The organism is Labilibaculum euxinicum (assembly GCF_963678175.1).
Lineage (GTDB): Bacteria > Bacteroidota > Bacteroidia > Bacteroidales > Marinifilaceae > Labilibaculum > Labilibaculum euxinus.
The window spans coordinates 378,705-394,855 of the sequence record NZ_OY782756.1 but is presented as its reverse complement, the minus strand read 5'-3'; the positions used below and the strand labels follow the sequence as shown (position 1 = coordinate 394,855).

18 protein-coding genes are annotated in these 16,151 nt (G+C 36.4%); 4 read left to right on the top strand and 14 right to left on the bottom strand.

The window, feature by feature from the left end; translation table 11 throughout:
• Positions 1-12: 12 nt before the first annotated feature.
• A complete protein-coding gene (locus tag ACY0M5_RS01810) occupies positions 13-1,665 on the bottom strand; it encodes a SulP family inorganic anion transporter (protein ID WP_461630610.1) in 1,653 nt (550 codons plus the stop codon).
• 344 nt (positions 1,666-2,009) lie between these two features.
• On the opposite strand from ACY0M5_RS01810, the gene ACY0M5_RS01805 reads away from it, so the two are divergent.
• Entirely contained in the window at positions 2,010-2,276 is a 267-nt protein-coding gene (locus ACY0M5_RS01805) for a hypothetical protein (protein WP_124993590.1), read from the top strand.
• On the opposite strand, the gene dxs is transcribed toward ACY0M5_RS01805, so the two are convergent.
• Positions 2,273-4,186, bottom strand: coding sequence for a 1-deoxy-D-xylulose-5-phosphate synthase (dxs, locus tag ACY0M5_RS01800; RefSeq protein ID WP_461630609.1), 1,914 nt, complete (start codon positions 4,184-4,186; stop codon positions 2,273-2,275). The two genes, ACY0M5_RS01805 and dxs, sit on opposite strands and share 4 nt — an antisense overlap.
• Before the next feature lie 351 nt (positions 4,187-4,537).
• Between dxs and ACY0M5_RS01795 the strand changes: the two genes are divergently transcribed.
• Positions 4,538-5,422 carry an OmpA family protein gene (locus ACY0M5_RS01795; RefSeq protein WP_461630608.1) on the top strand — a complete coding sequence of 295 codons (885 nt, stop codon included), beginning with the start codon at positions 4,538-4,540 and terminating at the stop codon, positions 5,420-5,422.
• 53 nt (positions 5,423-5,475) lie between these two features.
• Complete coding sequence (locus tag ACY0M5_RS01790; RefSeq protein ID WP_461630607.1) at positions 5,476-6,264, top strand: BtpA/SgcQ family protein; 789 nt, start codon at positions 5,476-5,478, stop codon at positions 6,262-6,264.
• Between the two features lie 44 nt (positions 6,265-6,308).
• Here the strand turns inward: ACY0M5_RS01790 and frr are convergent, their stop codons facing one another.
• The 6 genes from frr to rplM all read right to left on the bottom strand — a co-directional run bounded on the left by frr (position 6,309) and on the right by rplM (position 10,495).
• Entirely contained in the window at positions 6,309-6,872 is a 564-nt protein-coding gene (gene frr / locus ACY0M5_RS01785; RefSeq protein WP_124993586.1) for a ribosome recycling factor, read from the bottom strand.
• A 133-nt stretch (positions 6,873-7,005) separates the two neighbouring features.
• Positions 7,006-7,716, bottom strand: coding sequence for a UMP kinase (gene pyrH / locus ACY0M5_RS01780; RefSeq protein ID WP_156195422.1), 711 nt, complete (start codon positions 7,714-7,716; stop codon positions 7,006-7,008).
• 99 nt (positions 7,717-7,815) lie between these two features.
• Positions 7,816-8,640, bottom strand: coding sequence for a translation elongation factor Ts (tsf, locus tag ACY0M5_RS01775; protein WP_124993584.1), 825 nt, complete (start codon positions 8,638-8,640; stop codon positions 7,816-7,818).
• A gap of 26 nt (positions 8,641-8,666) precedes the next feature.
• Positions 8,667-9,545 (bottom strand): 30S ribosomal protein S2, encoded by an 879-nt coding sequence (gene rpsB, locus ACY0M5_RS01770; RefSeq protein ID WP_461630606.1) that lies wholly within the window; start codon positions 9,543-9,545, stop codon positions 8,667-8,669.
• Between the two features lie 101 nt (positions 9,546-9,646).
• Positions 9,647-10,033 (bottom strand): 30S ribosomal protein S9, encoded by a 387-nt coding sequence (gene rpsI, locus ACY0M5_RS01765; protein ID WP_101261689.1) that lies wholly within the window; start codon positions 10,031-10,033, stop codon positions 9,647-9,649.
• Between the two features lie 6 nt (positions 10,034-10,039).
• Positions 10,040-10,495, bottom strand: coding sequence for a 50S ribosomal protein L13 (gene rplM / locus ACY0M5_RS01760; RefSeq protein ID WP_124993582.1), 456 nt, complete (start codon positions 10,493-10,495; stop codon positions 10,040-10,042).
• 404 nt (positions 10,496-10,899) lie between these two features.
• Between rplM and ACY0M5_RS01755 the strand changes: the two genes are divergently transcribed.
• Positions 10,900-11,424 carry a DNA-3-methyladenine glycosylase gene (locus ACY0M5_RS01755; protein ID WP_124993581.1) on the top strand — a complete coding sequence of 175 codons (525 nt, stop codon included), beginning with the start codon at positions 10,900-10,902 and terminating at the stop codon, positions 11,422-11,424.
• Here ACY0M5_RS01755 and ACY0M5_RS01750 read toward each other — a convergent pair.
• The 6 genes from ACY0M5_RS01750 to ACY0M5_RS01725 all read right to left on the bottom strand — a co-directional run bounded on the left by ACY0M5_RS01750 (position 11,421) and on the right by ACY0M5_RS01725 (position 16,028).
• On the bottom strand, positions 11,421-12,563 hold the full coding sequence (locus tag ACY0M5_RS01750) for a hypothetical protein (RefSeq protein WP_461630605.1): 1,143 nt from the start codon (positions 12,561-12,563) through the stop codon (positions 11,421-11,423). The two genes, ACY0M5_RS01755 and ACY0M5_RS01750, sit on opposite strands and share 4 nt — an antisense overlap.
• A 223-nt stretch (positions 12,564-12,786) precedes the next feature.
• Positions 12,787-12,984 carry a PspC domain-containing protein gene (locus tag ACY0M5_RS01745; protein WP_124993579.1) on the bottom strand — a complete coding sequence of 66 codons (198 nt, stop codon included), beginning with the start codon at positions 12,982-12,984 and terminating at the stop codon, positions 12,787-12,789.
• 96 nt (positions 12,985-13,080) lie between these two features.
• Entirely contained in the window at positions 13,081-13,584 is a 504-nt protein-coding gene (locus ACY0M5_RS01740; RefSeq protein ID WP_461630604.1) for a DUF4252 domain-containing protein, read from the bottom strand.
• 78 nt (positions 13,585-13,662) lie between these two features.
• The gene (locus tag ACY0M5_RS01735) at positions 13,663-15,258 is read right to left on the bottom strand and encodes a PspC domain-containing protein (RefSeq protein WP_461630603.1); all 1,596 of its coding nucleotides are present in this window, start codon (positions 15,256-15,258) and stop codon (positions 13,663-13,665) included.
• A gap of 20 nt (positions 15,259-15,278) precedes the next feature.
• On the bottom strand, positions 15,279-15,602 hold the full coding sequence (locus tag ACY0M5_RS01730; protein ID WP_101310290.1) for a PadR family transcriptional regulator: 324 nt from the start codon (positions 15,600-15,602) through the stop codon (positions 15,279-15,281).
• A gap of 12 nt (positions 15,603-15,614) precedes the next feature.
• A complete protein-coding gene (locus tag ACY0M5_RS01725) occupies positions 15,615-16,028 on the bottom strand; it encodes a hypothetical protein (protein WP_461630602.1) in 414 nt (137 codons plus the stop codon).
• Between the last annotated feature and the right edge of the window lie 123 nt (positions 16,029-16,151).

The following is a 16,151-nucleotide window of genomic DNA, read 5'->3' as shown; positions in this document are numbered from 1 at the left end:
TATCTTTTGAGCTTATCCAATTTTCGCTTTATCGGTCACTACATAGTATCTCGGATCATCAATATCTCTCAAAATAACAGTTCTAAAGTGATCATCGGCACGTTGCAGTAAAGTAATACAGTCTTCACTTAAGTGTTTCAATTTAATGGTTTTTCCGGCATTTTCATACTTCTGAACCAAATTGCTGATTGCTTCAATTCCCGAATGGTCGGCTACACGCGATTCGATAAAATCAATTTCTACCGATTCAGGATCATTTTCGACATCAAATTTGTTATTGAAAGTGGTTATGGAACCAAAAAACAGAGGTCCCCAGATTTCATATATTTTAGTACCATCTTCCCGAAACGATCTTCTTGCACGGATTCTACGGGCATTTTCCCAGGAAAAAGCAAGAGCACTTACGATAACACCAACCAGTACTGCAATGGCAAGATCGAAGATAACGGTTAGGCCGGATACAAGAACCAATACAAAGGCATCGGCTTTTGGTATTTTAAGTAATACATTAAAGGTTGACCAGGCAAATGTTCCGATAACCACCATAAACATTACTCCCACAAGTGCAGCGATTGGCACCATTTCGATATAAGGAGAGGCAAAAAGAATAAATACCAATAAGGTAGATGCAGCAATAATACCCGATAGTCTTCCTCGTCCGCCCGATTTTACATTAATCAGCGATTGACCAATCATGGCACATCCACCCATTCCACCGAAAAATCCGGTAACGATATTTGCAGCTCCCTGAGCCATACATTCGCGGTTTCCGTTTCCACGGCTGTTGGTAATTTCATCCAGTAAATTCAAAGTCATTAGCGACTCAATAAGACCAATGGCAGCTAAAATTACCGCATAAGGAAGAATAAATGCAACGGTAGTCCAGTTGAAAGGAACCATTACAAACAATTGACTCTGGAAAGAAGGCAAACCACCTTTAAGACCAGTACCGCCGCCATCTCTAATAAATGATCCAACAGTACTGACATCAAGATTCCCAAATATTACAATGGCCGATACAGTTAAAATTGCAACAAGAGCTGCAGGTATTTTACTTGTAATTTTAGGAAGAAGATACATGATACTCATGGTGAGAATTACCAAACCAACCATCGTATATAGAACTTTATCTGCTGCCCAAAAAGTTTCACGGTTTATATGTAGGGTGTAGTCTGAGAAAGAAATGGCATCCCAATTAATTACCTGTGGAAACATCCCAAGCTGCGATATGAAAATAACAATTGCCAAACCATTTACAAACCCCATCATAACAGGGTGGGGAATGAGTCTGACGAATTTACCAAACTTGAAAACACCGGCTAAAAATTGAAGAACACCTGCCAGAATTATTGTTGCGAACAAATAGTTCAAACCCATATCCTGAACAGGATTAGCCATTGTCATTCCCAGATCATTTCCTTCCTTTACAAGGCTGACCAAAACAACAGCCATGGCTCCGGTAGCTCCGGATATCATTCCCGGGCGACCACCAAAAACAGAAGTAATTAAACCAACCATAAAGGCAGCGTAAAGTCCAACTAAAGGATCAACACCAGCCACAAAGGCAAAGGCAACCGCTTCTGGTACCAACGCAAGAGCTACGGTTAATCCGGATAATATATCATCTTTTGAATTTGCTGCTTTCTTTCTAAAAAAATCTACCATATGTTATCATCAAAATTTTGAATAAGTCGGCAAAACTAGGCTTTTAATATTTAGGAATGCTGGTATTGAGGTATAGAATTCTCTTTTATTTGAGCGAAAACGATTTATGTGCTGCCTAAGATGTTTCGGGAAGCTTGATTTCGTTCTCATTTTCAATTTTGTACCATTAAATTGGAAATATAAATAGACTTACTTCCGGAGAATATTTTTTTTCATTCTCTTAAATTCCTTAAATTGAGATCAGTAATAAAAGAAGGAATGATTCTGTTTGAAACTCTTATCTGCCCTGAACAGTTTTAGGGGAATGTGAAAAAAGATTGATAGCGATTATTAATCAGTGTGTGATGAAAAGAGTAATTAAGGACTTTAAAAGTATTGGTATTGAGTTGATTCAACGTCTGATAAAAACCTTTCCCGATGGAATTTATGAAGATGACTTGATCAGTATTACCAAACCAAATGGTGATAAAATAAATGTTGTGGAGTTGCGTACCGAAGACACAATCTATCTAATTAAAATGAATCAGGAACTTCAGGCCCGAATTGATTCTTTTACAGGAGATTTCGAAGGGCTTGATCCTTATTCTGATGGATATAGAGATAATCATTAACCCTCAGTTTCGGCTAAAATTTCGGTTGCTGATTCTATGATTCCCAATTTGTCGTATCCACATTCACGATACAATTCCTGCTGAGTACCTTGTTCTACCCACTTATCGGGTACACCCAATCGTTTTACCCTTACCTGATAATGATTATCATTCGCAAACTCGATGACTGCAGAACCTAATCCGCCAATAATACACCCATCTTCAAGAGTGATAATTTGATTGTGCTTTCCAAGAACCTCATGCAATAATCCGGTATCAATAGGTTTCAGATATCTCATGTCGTAATGGGCAATCGAGTAGCCGTCTTTTTCCAGTTCTTCAATGGCATCCACAGCTTCCACACCAATGGCACCAATCGATAAAATTGCAAGATCTTTTCCGTCTTTAAGCTTTTGGCCTTTGCCAACAGGAAGAATCTCGAAAGGTTTTTGCCAGTCAAGAATACGACCTTTACCGCGGGGGTAACGAATAGAAAAAGGACCCATATTTTCTTGTTGGGCAGTAAACATTAAATTTCTCAACTCAATAGCATCAAGAGGAGAAGCAATTGTCATATTTGGAATGCATCTGAAAAATGCAAGATCGTAAACGCCGTGATGAGTTGCACCATCGGCACCAACAATACCACCGCGATCCAGACAGAAAACAACATTTACATTTTGCAGAGCTACATCATGAATCACCTGATCGTAAGCTCTTTGCATAAATGATGAGTAAATGGCACAGAATGGTAATTTTCCTTTTGCAGCCAATCCTCCCGAGAAAGTAACGGCGTGCTGTTCTGCAATCCCAACATCAAATGCACGATCGGGCATTTTTTCCATCATAATATTTAATGAACTGCCCGTTGGCATTGCTGGTGTAATTCCAACAATTTTATTATTCATTTCGGCCAGTTCAACCAAAGTATTGCCAAAAATTTCTTGAAATTTTGGTGCTTGCGGACTCGTTGATTCAGGTTGTAAAATTTCACCTGTTACCTTGTCGAACATTCCTGGGGCATGCCAGTAAGTCTGATTCTGCTCTGCCAGTTTAAACCCTTTTCCTTTTTTTGTAATAACGTGCAAAAGTTTTGGTCCGGGAATTTTTTGTAAATCACTCAAAATTTTCACCAAGTGATTCACATCATGACCATCAACAGGTCCAAAATATCTAAAGTTAAAAGCCTCAAAAATATTACTTTGTTTTAGCAGAATGGTTTTGATTCCTTGTTCTACTTTCTGAAATAATTTTTGAGTATTTGGATTTAACCGGTTTAATTTCCCAAGAAACCGCCAAACATCATTCTTTACTTTATTATAGGTTTGAGAAGTGGTGATATCCAGCAAATAGTTGTTTAAGCCTCCAACATTAGGATCGATAGCCATATTGTTATCGTTTAGGATAACCAGTAAATCAGCATTATTGTTGGCCGCATTGTTTAATCCCTCAAAAGCCAAACCGGCAGTCATCGATCCATCACCAATTACAGCAACTGTTTTTCGATCGGTCTCTCCGTTTAAATGGGCAGCAGTAGCCATTCCTAATGCGGCAGAAATCGAAGTAGAGGAGTGTCCAACAGTAAAAGTATCGTATTCACTTTCGTTCCTGTTAGGGAAACCACTTATTCCTTTGTATTTTCTGTTCGTATGAAAAACATCTTTTCTTCCGGTAAGAATTTTATGTCCGTATGCCTGATGACCCACATCCCAAATCAGGTTGTCGTAGGGAGTATTTAGTACGTAGTGAAGTGCAACGGTAAGTTCTACCACACCCAAACTGGCACCAAAATGCCCTGGATTACACGAAACTTCTTCAATAATTTCCTGGCGCAATTCTTCGCAAACCTGAATAAGGTCGTCTTCAGATACCTTTTTCAGATCGGATGGAAAATTGATTTTATCTAAAAATTCTTTTTCAGACTTAGCCATGTACGAAATCCCCTTTTTAATCGTTTAACAGAAATAAGAATTTGTTTCCCAATCATTTTTTTCAACTGATAGTGGATAAACAGATTATTCTGGAAGAAAAATATTGACGAAGATAATAATAAAAACTAAAGTATTCTTCTGTCTGGTGATGACGATACCATGTCAGATTCTTATATTTGCTTGTGTAATTGCAAGTTTCATTACTAACAAAAGTACAATTTAAACATGTTCAAAAAAACGAGTCAGCTGGTATTTATTTTAGCATCAGTTTTTCTATGCTTTTCTTGTGTTCCTACAAGACAATTTCAAGAACTCCAATCTAAGCAGCAAAACTGCCAGGACGAATTGGAGATGGAAAAGGAAAAAAATCTCACGCTAAGCGAATTGAATAATGAATTGAGTGGAAAACTTGAGGTTTTAGATGGAAAATATAAAAATATTCTTGCCGATACATTGCTGATATCAAGGCGTCTTCAGTCTGCACGGGAACGATTAAGTAGAATTGAAAAGAGTAATCAGGATTTACTAAATCAATTGGCAGGAATGCAGGCCGGAAATGCGAAAGAAACCAAAGCTTTATTAGGTCAGATTAAAAAAGCTCAAAATGAATTGAGATTGCGCGAAGACGAGGTTCTTTCATTGGAAAAAGAAATGGATGCCCGCAAACGAACCCTTGATACTTTACAGGCTGAATTGAACCGGAGAGATAAGCGATTGCAGGAGTTGGAATCGGCTTTAAATAGAAAAGATGAGGCCGTAAAGGCTTTAAAACAAAAGGTAATGAATGCCCTTACCGGATTTGAAGGCAATGGTTTGTCTATCACTACTAAAAATGGAAAGGTTTATGTCTCTATGGATGAAAAACTCCTTTTTAAATCGGGAAGTTATCAGGTGGATCAAAGAGGAGTGGAAGCATTAGGGCATTTGGCAGGTGTATTGTCCCAAAACAAAGATATTAATGTAATGATTGAAGGTCATACCGACAATGTTCCTTACAAGGGCAGTGGTGAACTAAAAGACAATTGGGATTTAAGTGTGAAAAGAGCAACATCGATTGTTAGGATACTGATTTTAAATGCTGGAATTGATGCTGAAAGACTTACCGTTGCGGGTCGTAGTAAATACGTGCCGATTGGTACTAATGCAACCGCCGAAGGTCGTAGTAAAAATCGTAGAACTGAGATCATTCTCACCCCAAAATTGGATGAGTTGTTTAAGATTCTTGAAAGTAACTAAATAGTGTTTTAATGATCTCATATCTTAATTTTGATATCTCAAATCCTTAAAATATGAAGCTTAATAAGTCGATCATCGGAATGGTACATGTTCAGGCATTGCCTGGAACGCCGAAGAATAAATATTCCTTGGCAAAGATTTGTGAACTTGCTGTAAAAGAAGCCAGGCAGTATGAAACAGCCGGTTTGGATGCAGTCATGATTGAGAATATGCACGACGTTCCTTACCTAAAAGGTTCGGTGGGGCCGGAAATAACAGCAGCTATGGCGGTTGTTGCAAAAGCAGTGCGTGATGCGGTAAAATTACCTTTAGGAATTCAAATATTGGCAGGAGCGAATAAAGAAGCTCTGGCAGTGGCAAAAGCGGCTAATTTTCAATTTATCCGTGCCGAAGGTTTTGTATTTGGACATGTTGCCGACGAGGGGTATATTGATTCTTGTGCCGGGGAGCTGATGCGTTACCGAAAAGCAGTTGGGGCAGAAGATGTTTTCGTTTTCACTGATATTAAAAAGAAGCACAGCTCACATGCCATTACTGCGGATGTTGATATTGCAGAAACAGCGGAGGCTGCCGAATTTTTCTTAAGTGATGGAGTTATTATTACAGGCTCTTCAACAGGGAAAACTGTTTATTTGCACGAATTAAAAAGCCTGAAGGATAAAATTCATATTCCTGTATTAATTGGATCAGGTATTACTGCTGAGAATCTTTCGGAGTATTGGGATTATGCTTCTGCTTTTATTGTCGGTTCGCATTTTAAGGAAGATGGATATTGGGAGAATGACATTTCTGATGAGCGATTGAAAATATTTATGCAGATAGTTAAGAAATTAAGAAACTAATAATTGTAAAAAAAGCTGCCTTTTGGGGCAGCTTTTTTCAATTATTATATGGTCATGATATCTTTCTCTTTTTCAACCAGCAAGTCATCAATTTTCTTGCTGAATGTGTCGGTAAGCTTTTGAACAAAAGCTTCTGCATCTTTTTCAATATCTTCCGACAAACCATCTTTCACCAGTTTTTTTAATTCAACATTGGTATCTCTTCTGGCATTTCGGACGCTAACTTTGGCGTGTTCACATTCAGCTTTAGCCTGTTTTACCAAGTCGTTTCTGCGTTCTTCGGTCAAAGGAGGAATATGAATTCTGATTAATTCTCCGTTATTATCCGGATTAAATCCCAAATTTGAATTCATAATCGCTTTTTCGATTTGTACAATCATTGGTTTTTCCCAAGGCTGAATAGCAATTGTTCTAGGATCAGGTACACTTAGGTTGGCAACCTGAGCAAGAGGAGTCAAGCTTCCGTAGTAATCCACCATTACACCATTCAACATGCTTGGATTTGCTCTTCCAGCACGAATTTTCACTAATTCTTTTTCAAGATGGTCAACAGCCGCTTCCATCCTTTCCTGCGTATCATCCAGATACATTTGAACTTCTTCATTCATCGGAGAAAGATTTTTATATGTTTTTATTGATCAATGTATAGTGCTTACAAAAATAGCAAAAATCTATGATGAAATAAAGATAGTCCTTTTTTACTAAAACTAAAATGTATCAGTAGCAAAGAGCTTTTGACTGTTAATTGTGAACTAATGTTCCAATATTTTCACCTTCAATCACTTGCTTTAAATTTCCTTTTGTATCCATATCAAAAACAATTATTGGTAAATTGTTTTCTTTACACATTGTTGTTGCAGTTAAATCCATAACTCTCAAATCTTTGTGGTAGATTTCATCGAAGGTAATGGTTTCAAATTTTGTAGCACTACTGTCTTTTTCAGGATCAGCAGTATAAATGCCGTCAACGCGGGTTCCTTTAAGCATTACGTCAGCTTCTATTTCAATTCCTCGAAGCGAAGAGCCAGTATCTGTTGTGAAATATGGATTACCTGTTCCGGCAGAGAAGATCGTAACACAACCTTCTGAAAGGTAGTCTACCGCTTTTTGCTTTGAATAGAATTCACCAATTGGTTCCATTCGAATGGCTGTTAAAACCCTTGATTTGCATTGAATGGCTTCCAATGCGGAGTTAAGAGCAAGGCTGTTAATTACTGTAGCCAGCATTCCCATCGAATCGCCTTTTACACGGTCGAAACCTTTAGCTGCACCGCTTAGCCCGCGAAAAATATTACCGCCGCCAATTACGATTCCAACTTGAACACCTAGATCAGTTATTTCTTTAATTTGTTCGGCATAGTCACTTAATCGTTGTGAATCAATTCCATATTGTTGATCACCCATTAATGATTCGCCGCTTAATTTTAGCAGTATACGTTTGTATTTAACCATTCTTTCAGATTTTTATACCCAAAGTTGAGAAAATTCTACGATAAGATAAAAAAAAAGAGTTCCGGAAAGGAACTCTTTTTATATGTAATAATAATTGTATTAAGCATTTAATGTGAAACGCATCATTTTCGTCACAGTTAAATCTTTGTCAGATTCAGCAAGATACTGCTTAACAGTTTGCTTGTTGTTTTTAACAAAGTCCTGGTTCAATAATGTTGATTCTTTAAAGAATTTAACCAATCGGCCTTGTGCAATTTTATCAAGCATAGCCTCAGGTTTTCCTTCTAAACGAGCTTTTTCTTTTGCGATTTCAAGTTCTTTTGCAACTACATCAGCAGCAACATCATCCTTATCAATACTAATTGGAGCCATAGCTGCAGCTTGCATAGCAACGTCTCGGGCCATTTGCTCATCCATTGATTTGTTAAAACCAATCATAGTAGATAATTTGTTTCCTGCATGAATATAGGCAACAGAATATTCTGCTTCCATTTTACCAAAGAAACTCAAATCGATTTTCTCACCGATAACACCGGTTTGCTCAGTAACGTGTTCTTCAACTTTTCTTCCTTCAAGCTCTAAAGCTTTCAAAGCTTCAAGATCTGCAGGCATGTTTGCCAAAGCTAAATCAAGAATTTTAGTTGCAAATTCTACGAAACTATCATTCTTCGCAACGAAGTCAGTTTCACAGTTTAGAGTGATCATTACACCACTTTTTTTATCTTCAGAAACTTTTGCTAATACAACACCTTCAGTTGCTTCTCTGTCGGCACGTTTATTAGCAATCGCCATTCCTTTTTTACGAATAATGCTTACCGCTGCGTCAAAATCCCCTTCAGCTTCAGTAAGAGCATTTTTACAATCCATCATTCCTGCGCCAGTTGCTTTACGCAATTTGGCTACGTCTGCTGCTTTAATAGACATGATATATCTAATTTTTTGTTAGTTAATTATTCCTTATCATTCTTTTCTTCTTCAGTAGCCGGAGCTTCTGGAGTCGTTTCTGCAACTGGAGCTTCTGGTGCAACTTCTACAGCTGGTGCAACTTCAGCAACTGGTGCTTCTTTAGCAGGAGCATCTGCTTTCTTAGCTTTTTTAGGCTTAGAAGCTTTCTTTTCAGTTGATTCACTATCTTTTTCTACTTTTCTTTCCGATAAACCTTCTTTAATAGAAGCGGTTACAATGTCAAGAATGATAGAAACAGAGCTGGAAGCGTCATCATTACAAGGAACTACGAAATCAATACCATCTGGGCTTGAGTTTGTATCAACCATTGCGAAAACAGGAATACCCAAACGGTTTGCTTCTTTAACAGCGATATATTCTTTCATTACATCAACTACAAATAGAGCTGCCGGTAATCTGGTCAGATCAACAATACTACCTAAGTTTTTTTCCAACTTAGCTCTTTGACGAGATACTTGTAGTCTTTCTCTTTTAGACAGGTGGTTAAGAGTTCCGTCACCTTCCATTTTGTCAATGGTAGACATTTTCTTAACAGCCTTTCTGATAGTAGGGAAGTTAGTTAACATACCACCTGGCCAACGCTCAGTTACATATGGCATATTTACGGCTGCTACTTTTTCAGAAACGATTGATTTTGCTTGCTTTTTAGTAGCAACAAAAAGAATTTTTCTTCCTGATTTAGCGATTTGTTTCAATGCTGCGGCGGCATCATCCAGCTTTACAGCTGTTTTGTGCAAGTCGATAATGTGAATTCCATTGCGCTCCATGAAAATATAAGGAGCCATTTTTGGATTCCATTTTCTAGTCAAGTGACCAAAGTGGCAACCTGCTTCTAATAATTCTTCAAATGTTGTATTTGACATTTTTGTTTTTTTTAATCGTTTACATTCATTTTATGGCAATTGCTAAGTAGTTCGAAAATCGAAGTCTTACCAATTTAGATACTAAACTTGCCACAAAAATTTTAACGCTTGCTAAATTGAAATTTCTTACGCGCTTTAGGTTGACCTGGTTTTTTACGTTCAACCTCACGAGGATCGCGAGTCATGAAACCTGCAGTTCTTAGTGCTGATTTTGATTCTGCATCAATTTTAACAAGTGCTCTGGAGATTGCCAAACGAAGAGCTTCTGCTTGACCTGTAACTCCACCACCATCAAGATTTACTTTGATGTCGTATTTTTCAGCTACCTCTAAAAGGTTTAAAGGTTGCTTTACGATATACTGTAGAGTTCCGGTAGTAAAGTACTCTTTAAGCTCTTTTTTGTTGATGGTAATCTGACCTTTACCTTCGCTTACGTATACACGGGCAACAGCTGCTTTTCTACGTCCAATAGCATTAATAACTTCCATACCTACTTATTTAATTGTGTTTAAATCTAATTTTTTTGGCTGCTGAGCTTCGTGTTTGTGCTCAGGACCTACAACTACATATAGGTTTGTGTAAAGAGTTCTTCCTAAACGATTTTTTGGAAGCATACCTTTAACAGCCTTCTCAATTAATCTTTCTGGGTGTTTCGCCAAAAGATCAGCTGGAGTTTTAATTCTTTGTCCACCTGGGTGTCCGGTGTAAGAAAAATACTTTCTGTCTGTCATTTTATTTCCAGTCATACGTACTTTCTCAGCATTGATAATAATCACGTTGTCTCCACAGTCAACATGAGGAGTGTAATTAGGTTTGTATTTACCTCTAATCAGCTTTGCTACTTTAGAGCTAAGTCTACCTAACACCTGATCTGCTGCATCAATAACAATCCACTCTTTAGTAGCAGTTGCTTTGTTTGCAGAAACTGTTTTGTAACTTAATGTATCCACGTTAAAAACTTTTAATAAATAATACTTTTAATACAATTATTCCAATTTGGCTTGCAAAAGTACAAGAATCCTATAAATACACCAATTTTTTTAACGATTTATTGATGAAGAACTTAACCTGATGTGGATAATCGGGTAATGTGGAGGAGTTAAGTCTGTCAAAAAATCAAATTGATATATTTCCCAATAATGAATCCTTTACTTGCTAAGGGTAGTAGAATCAAGTTGTTGGGGTAGGGAGTCATAGTAAGTAAGCCCATCGTTACAATTTCTCTGCAAAAGTATGAAATAAATTTATTTTTGAAGTCTCTTTTTAGTATTTTTTTGGAAAGAATTGCAATTGGAAGATTTGATATGCAGGAACTAAGGAGTTTTACATTTGGCAATTAAAAATATTGAAACGAATGAGTGTTCGATTAAAAAGAGATTTTTTTCTGAAGGATATCCATATTGTTGCCCATCATCTGGTCGGAAAAATTATTGTGAGAAAATTTGATACAATGAAAGAAGAGCGGTTTAGAATAACAGAAATTGAAATGTACGTGGGGGAGGTGGATTTGGCCTCTCACGCATCAAAAGGGCGTACTAAAAGAACAGAGGTTATGTATTCTTGCGGTGGTTGTGTCTATGTTTATCTAATTTACGGGATGTATTGGATGCTGAATATTGTAACCGGGAAAAAGAATCAAGCTCAGGCAATATTAATTCGTGGTGTTGAAGGAATTGATGGTCCTGGTAAAATCGGACAGCAATTGAAGTTGAATAAGAGTTTTTATGGAGAGAATCTGGAGAACTCGAATCGAATTTGGGTGGAAGATGATGGCATGTTATGCAATTATACCCTTCATCCCAGAATTAATGTGGAATATGCGGGTGATATTTGGAAAAACAAGTTGTATCGTTATAAGATTGAGAAAGCAAAGCTTTAATTCCAGCTAATTTTTTTCAGAAAGAAATCTCCATTGATTCTTAGATAGATTGCTGTGGCGTAATTCGCATTTGAATTGACTGGATTATAATATAAATCAATTTTTCCTCCCAAATGGATGCCTTTACTTATCTTCCGCTCATAGAAATACTTAAAGGTAACCAGTTCTCTTCTGTTTTGATATGAACCGGGTTTGCTATAGGATATTGATTGAAATAATTCTGAACCTCTTGAGGCAATGAAATGATATGCATACCAATATCCTAGTCTAAATTGAGAATGTTTCGTGTTAATGCCAATCTGCGGGTAAAAAGCATGTCCTTTATTAAAAAGGAATTCTCTAACAGAGGAGTTGTCGCTGACGTAATAAGCTAAAGCTCTGATATACCATGAAGTAAATCTGGAATTTTCAACTTTTCTTAAAAAATCAAGGCCGGATGAAAAGTTACCAATGGTTTGAACGGATTCGTCGGAAGAGTCAATTTCACCACCTCTGTGTGTGAAAAGAATTTGAATAGGAATGGACAATCTGTTTTGGGAGGATGTATTATTCAATTGGTAGCTGCTTGAAATCCCGAAAGTGAATTTTTCCTGAAAGGGATCCCCTTTTAATATGAATTGTTCCCAATTAATCCATGTGTCAAGTTTTAATCGTTTTGTATGATACAAAAGTTGAATTCCACTTTCTGCTTTATCCGTAAAAAACTTTTCCGGCTCGAACATGGGCTCTGAAAGCATATGGTTGTTGTTTTGGTTTAAGCCTCCTAAAATTAAATTGACTTTACTTGAGGCTTGATAGTTTACAGAGAATATTGCTTGTGTTTCATTAAAGTTTGTTCGTCCTGAATATTGCTGAAACCGCACTCCAGCTTCAATTCGAATTTTAGAAGATGGATAATAAACCAATTTTGGTGTTGCTGAGTAGCCGATCCAGGTTGTCCCATTTGCGAAAGTACCTGAGTACTCATTGTTTTTCACAAAATTAAGATTTTCAAATCGTAAAAATAATTTATTACTGTCTGCTTTTTGAAATTCTTTGTAATGTAAAAAAGGCGTATTAAAATCTTGGGCCAATAATGAATATTGACTTGTCAACAGCCATAATAATATGATGAATACCTGTGTAAAGAGTCTAGCCATATTTTGATTTTACGGTAGCCAATGTACAATTATCTGAAGAAATATTTTAAAAGAAAGGGGTAAATAATTATTTTTTATTTAGAAAAAGGGTTTCTCTGATTGAAGAGAAACCCTAATTTAATGAATGCTTTGGTTGTGTTTCGGTGAAAAAGACTAAATACCTTTAGAACCAAATTTGGGATAAATATTGCATTCAAATCAGACTATATTTTTATGTACTGTTTTATGCTGTTTCGTATGAAGAATCAGGCAAAACCAATGCCAGTATAAAGTATGCAAGAAGCATTAGTGGATTGAATAAAGTTAATATCAGCCACGCAGTTCTTATAATTATTGGGTCGAGTTCCGGATTTATGTATTGAGAAATACCTCCGCAAACACCAGCTATTTTTTTCTCCTTTGATCTTATTAAGCGTTTCATCTGTCTATAATTTTAAGTTTTTGTCAGGTGGAACTTACCTTGAGTAAATAATTATTTAATCATGGACGTTTCATATTTCCTAAGTTTTTAATGTTGTTATTCCTGATCTTCGTCTTCATCGTCAAAAGTGAAGTGGGACAAAGTTTTTAATTCGTCAACACGAAAATCACCAAAAAAGGAAACTAATGAAGTTCTGTTTTCATTATGGTGTAAGACATGGAATTCACTGAATTTTTTTCCGTTCCCTTTTGCGAAGAAATGAACATCATCAGAATTTTTATCATCTCTGTCAGTTAATACTTCCTTATAAGAATCTCCTTTTGATAATTTTGAAGAGACAATCTTTTTGAATTTGGTTTCGTCTCCGTTTACATGTTTAAACGTTAGGAATTTGATGTTTTCACATTCTCCGGTGATATTTTTCTCCAATTCGTCTTCATCAACATCAAAGTCGAGGTTTTTTAGGAAGCTACCGGCAAAACTAAAACTGCTAAAACCATCTAAATTTGAATATTTAGCATGTATTTGCTCACCTTTGGTTTGAGCTTGCATCAGGATTGGAAATACTATTGCGGCAATTATTACTACTAATTTCTTCATGATATTTTATTTTTTAGTTTACCACGTTTACACCGGCAAAAGCGTGTGTTGAAAAAGGAGCCGGTGTAAAGCATGGGTTTATTTGTCGTGATATTTTAATTTGCTTAGGCCTTCTTTTTTCATGATCCACATCTTATCAAGCATGTCGTAGTCCCATGTATTATCTACATTATCAATGTCGTGAATGATTTTTCGCATCGACTTGTCCAGATAAATCACTTTTCCTTCGGGCACCTTAATTGTGATGTGTAGTTTTTGATTTCTCCATTTACTATCTGTAGGTAGTGTGAAAAATTGATTGAAGACAATTAGGGAATCAGTTTGTTTCCATTTGTATTCAATGTTTTCAGCATTTTCGTTTGCCTGTTCATTGGATCTTCCACGTGATTTCTTTTTCAATTTAATTTCAAACTTGCCACTGTTGCTCTTTTCAATATCAAGAGTAGGTTCTCCAACTATAATTTCTTTATCATCTTTAACTATTATTTTTATATTGTCCAGACCGATGTGTCCATCATGCCAGTTAAAATCGATATTGTCAGTTGATTTTAAATATAGTGTATCTGTTTGGGTAGGCTGTATTTCAATGTTTTCTGAATAACGGGTGCTGCTTTGCATGTATCCCTTTATTTGAGAAAAACTTAGACTAACCAAAAGGATAATTCCCAGTATCCAAAATGCAAGTGCTGAGAATCCTATTATTTTATTGTTGGTTTTGAAATTAAACAAGAGTTTTAATCCTGCAAAAATCAGAAGGAGTAATGGGATTCCAATCACCACAATTACGCCAATTGTGAATAGAGTGATACTGCTTCCGTCAAGAAACATGTGTGGGAGTACAGTGCCGGGAAAATGGAAATCAGAAAATGGACCAAAAAAGCTATTCACAAAAATCATTGAACCAATAAAGCTGATAAGGGTAACAAATCCTGCAAATACGAATCCAATACCAAGCAAAATAATAATCACTTTAAGGATGAGTCGAAGCGCTGTGCCCAGAAAATCAATAACTCTGTCGAAACCATCCCGAACTTGTGGTCCGTTTTTATCTCTTATTTTCTCGAAGCTTTCTTTAACTTCCTTGTATTCATCTTTAATGGTTTCTTCGATATTCGAAATATTGACTTTTTTCCCCTTCATTTCCAATTTTTGGGTTGTGGTGATTGCTTTAGGAACAGCAATCCATAAAATCACGTAAAGAAGAAATGAAAATCCATATCCCAAGAAAAAGAAAAGTGCAAAAAGGAGACGGATTACAACTACATCAATTCCAAAGTAAGCAGCTAAACCACTTGCGACACCACCCAAAACTCTATGGTCAGGATCGCGGAATAATCTGCGCTTTTTCTTTTCGGAAGTTTGTTTTGTGTCAGTTTCCTGAGTCGACTCGTCTTCAATACTTTCCTCGTCAATAGCAAATATTTCTTCAGGTTTCCCCATAATCGATATGGTTTCTTCGATCATATCAACATTTACTACCTGATCTTTTGTACTCAGTTTTTCATGAAAAATTTCTGAAATTCGAGCTTCAATATCAGACATGATTTCCCGGCCTTCTTCGCTCGGACCATAGTGAGAATTGATGGTGCGTAAGTAAGCCTGTAGTTTTTCAAAAGCATCCTCGTCGATATGGAAAATGCTTCCGCTTATATTAATTGTTAATGTCTTTTTCATTGTATGTCGGTTTAGGGGTCTTACTTTTTAATTGTATTTACAGCATCAACTAAATCTTGCCAGGATTGATCCAATTCTTTAAGAAATCCACTTCCAAGTTCGGCAATCGTATAGTATTTCCGAGGTGGACCTTGAGTTGATTCCTCCCAACGGTAGCTTAGCAGTCCGTCGTTTTTTAATCGGGTTAGAAGTGGATATAATGTTCCTTCCACAACAATCATTTTTGCCTCTTTTAGCTCCTTGATTATATCTGAAGCGTAAGCATCATTTCTTGATAAAATGGATAGAATACAATATTCCAGCACTCCTTTTCGCATTTGGGCTTTAGTATTTTCGATCTTCATGGTTGGAATAAATTAAATTCTTGATTTTGTATTTCCCGGATTGTTCCAGATGCTTTTGTGTTTTTTCTTCTCAACTACCTTAGTTTCCTCCTTTGTTAGAACAGTATCTTTTTCAATTAGGATCTGTTCCCTCGTTTGAGATGAAATATTTACAGTATCAGTGTTGTCATTATTGCCGGCTAAAATATCTTTACATACTTGTATATTTTCTTCAAAAAAGAAAAGGCTTGAGTTGAAATAGCTTTTTTCTCTGTCGATTTTTGATTCACATCCTAAAATTGCATCAGATATAATTTTCACAATAGGAGATAGTATTTTCGATTGTTTCGCAGTAGAAACAAATTGAGCATTGGATTCTGTTGTCCACGAAAATAGAACAATTAGAATCAGGCTGAGTTTGCATAGTGTATTGTTTCTCTTGTTCATGGTGATTGTATTTATATCATATACTACTGTTGCAAGCACGTAAGCTTGTTATACAAATATACGTACAAAAAAAGGTAATATGCAAAGCATAGTACTAAAAATATTTCAATTAAATATTTAAAT